The organism is Micromonospora sp. NPDC023644 (assembly GCF_040640115.1).
In the GTDB taxonomy this organism is placed as follows: Bacteria; Actinomycetota; Actinomycetes; order Mycobacteriales; family Micromonosporaceae; genus Micromonospora.
Genome location: NZ_JBFABA010000010.1, coordinates 182,460 through 185,088, shown reverse-complemented (window position 1 = coordinate 185,088; position 2,629 = coordinate 182,460). Strand labels below are relative to the sequence as shown.

Genomic DNA, 2,629 nt, shown 5'->3' with positions numbered 1-2,629 from the left:
TCCACTCCGGGCAGGCTGCCGTGATCACCTGCACCCGGGCATACTGCCGCGTCGTCCTCAACAGACAGACGCCAGGGTTACGAGACGTCCCTTAGAAGCCCATTCGCGCAGCTCGCCGGGTCGCCTATTTTGATCTCGTAATGCGTAGGTCGACGGTTCGATTCCGTCAGGCGGCTCGGTGAAGAAGCCCAGGTCAACGACCTGGGCTTCGCCGCTTTTCCAGGGCGATCACGTCCCCGCTGGTGGGCCGGGTCCTTGGCTGGCCCTTGTCCCGCGCCGCGACCGCCTCGTCCAGCCGGGTTGGTGACCGCGTCCAGGTCGTCACCGAAGAGCCCCGCGCACGCGTCCAGCGTGGTCCACGCGGAGGCGTGCCCGAGCATCCGCCACACCGCCTTGACGTTGGCGCCCGCCGCCACGGCGGTACTCGCTGCCGTGTGCCGCAGGTCGTGGGGGAGCGGCACGTCGGCGGCGGGACCGAGCCGGCCCGGCGACCCATCCGTTGACAACATCACTCTCATCTCAATACGCTTAACAAGGTGGTTAAGTGAAGGGGGCTTCCGATGGCTGGCACCGATCAGCTCAGCGCGGTGTTCTCGGCGCTCGCCGACCCGACTCGACGGGCGATCATCGCCGAGCTGGCCGAACGCGACGCCACGGTCACCGAACTCACCGCTCCTCTGTCCATCTCGATGCCGGCGGTGTCACGGCACCTGAAGGTGCTCGAGCGCGCGGCGCTCATCTCGCGGTCGCGGTCGGGCAAGTGGCGCGCGAGCCACCTCGAATCTGCCCCGCTGCGCGAGGCGGCCGACTGGATCGAGCGCTACCGGCGGCTCTGGGACTCGTCCCTCACCCGCCTCGATGCCCACCTCGCTGCGATGCAGGCCGCCGGACCGGCAACGGACCGGATGGTCGACGACCCCAGGGAGATCGAATGAAAACGGAAACTCCGCAGCTCGTCATCTCGCGTGTGTTCGACGCGCCGCGGGAGCTCGTCTACCGGGCCTTCACCGATCCCGACCAGCTGGCGGCGTGGTGGGGCCCGACCGGCAACTCACTGCCGCGCGACGAGATCGAGTTCGACGTACGCCCCGGCGGCTATCAACGGTGGACGGAGGTCAACGCGGCCGAACCCGACCTTCGCGTGCGCATCCACGTCGACCTCACAGACGTCGCCGACGGCGAACTACTCGAAGGCGTCATGCACGTCGGTGGCCGGCTGCAGGAGGGCCTCGAGCCGTTCGAGACGAGACTGCGGGTCGAGTTCCACGACGAGGCCGACGGACGGACGCGACTGGAGATCCGCCAGTGGCTCCCCGAACATCTGGCGCGCCCCAGCGAGGAGGGTTGGCGCCAGGCGTTCACCAAGCTGGACGCCGCGCTGATGAATGTCCAGGCTGTTGCAGCTGATCATCGAGAGGTAGAGGCATGGCAAAGCTGATCTACGTGACGAACGTGTCGCTCGACGGCTACATCGAGGACGAACGCGGCGCGTTCGACTGGTTCCCGATCGGCGACGAGGTGTTCGCGTTCCACACCAACCTCCTGCGCTCCGTGGGCACGTGTCTCTACGGGCGGCGCCTGTACGAGGCCATGGCCGTCTGGGAGACCGACGCCGCTCTGGCCGCGCAGTCCGACCTCATGGCCGACTTCGCGAGCGCCTGGCAGGCGGCGAGCAAAGTCGTGTACTCCACGACCCTCGCCGCGGTGTCAACTGCCGACACCCGACTCGAACGCCGTTTCGACCCCGCCGCAGTACGCGAACTGAAGGCCACGGCCAGCAGCGATCTCACCGTAGGAGGTGCCAACCTCGCGGCGCAGGCCTTCGAGGCCGGGCTGGTCGACGAGTGCCAGCTGTTCATCCTGCCCGTCGTCGTCGGCGGGGGTAAGCCAGGGCTGCCGACCGGCATGCGCACCGACCTCGAGCTCCTCGATGAGCGCCGATTCCGAAACGGCGTCGTGCACCTCCGCTACCGCCCTCTCGGACAGTGAACGACAGCCCTGTCCGAGGCCCGGCGCTTGCCTGACCCGCGGAGCGCTGACGACTGATTCGGCCGGATGAGGACGCCTATCACGAACTCGGGTTCCGTCACCGCAGGCCCGTCTACATGCGGCAGCGCCACCGCAGCCCGAGATCGAGCACCTGACGGAGACGGACTGGTCGATGGTTGGTCACCGCTTCCGCAGGTGCGGATCCGCCGAGCCCGCGCCGAGGACATCGACGCGGTGACCGCGCTGTCACGGCTGGCGGGAGTCGACATCGAGGTCGAGGTGATGGACGCCGTCCGGACTGGCTCGGCCGGGTTCCTGTGCGTCATGGCTGGCAGGTTCGCCGAGGTGACCAGCGGCAGCTGTTCGCGCACGTCACCTTGGTCCTAATCGCCGAGCACGATGAGCTTCGACCCCTGGGTGGTCGTCGGCGTCCACGCCGACATCCGCCCAGCCGCGCAGGAGCGGATATTCATCTGGAATCGGCCGCCCGGTCGCCCCAGCGGGCAGCGGCCCGTCCTCGGACAGTACGACACCTCTGCGGCACCACCACCCTGATAGGCGGAGAGGGGGGGGGCCGGGGGGGGGGCGCCCCCCCCCCCCCCCCCGGCGGGGTGAGAGCACCAACATGCCCTAGGCCCAC

General features: G+C 68.7%; 4 protein-coding genes. All 4 read left to right on the top strand.

The window, feature by feature from the left end; all coding sequences use genetic code 11:
* Window positions 1-560: 560 nt before the first annotated feature.
* On the top strand, window positions 561-935 hold the full coding sequence (locus AB0G08_RS11445; protein ID WP_358086240.1) for a metalloregulator ArsR/SmtB family transcription factor: 375 nt from the start codon (window positions 561-563) through the stop codon (window positions 933-935).
* Complete coding sequence (locus AB0G08_RS11440) at window positions 932-1,438, top strand: SRPBCC domain-containing protein (RefSeq protein WP_358086238.1); 507 nt, start codon at window positions 932-934, stop codon at window positions 1,436-1,438. Before AB0G08_RS11445 ends, AB0G08_RS11440 begins: the two co-directional genes overlap by 4 nt.
* On the top strand, window positions 1,426-1,989 hold the full coding sequence (locus AB0G08_RS11435) for a dihydrofolate reductase family protein (RefSeq protein ID WP_358086236.1): 564 nt from the start codon (window positions 1,426-1,428) through the stop codon (window positions 1,987-1,989). Before AB0G08_RS11440 ends, AB0G08_RS11435 begins: the two co-directional genes overlap by 13 nt.
* Before the next feature lie 195 nt (window positions 1,990-2,184).
* The gene (locus AB0G08_RS11430) at window positions 2,185-2,376 is read left to right on the top strand and encodes a hypothetical protein (protein WP_358086234.1); all 192 of its coding nucleotides are present in this window, start codon (window positions 2,185-2,187) and stop codon (window positions 2,374-2,376) included.
* The last annotated feature ends 253 nt before the right edge of the window (window positions 2,377-2,629 follow it).

What these genes read in the sequence shown, in the direction of transcription:
- AB0G08_RS11445 (WP_358086240.1), top strand. Translation starts at nt 561, where the DNA reads ATGGCTGGCACCGATCAGCTCAGCGCGGTGTTCTCGGCGCTCGCCGAC.
- AB0G08_RS11440 (WP_358086238.1), top strand. Translation starts at nt 932, where the DNA reads ATGAAAACGGAAACTCCGCAGCTCGTCATCTCGCGTGTGTTCGACGCG.
- AB0G08_RS11435 (WP_358086236.1), top strand. Translation starts at nt 1,426, where the DNA reads ATGGCAAAGCTGATCTACGTGACGAACGTGTCGCTCGACGGCTACATC.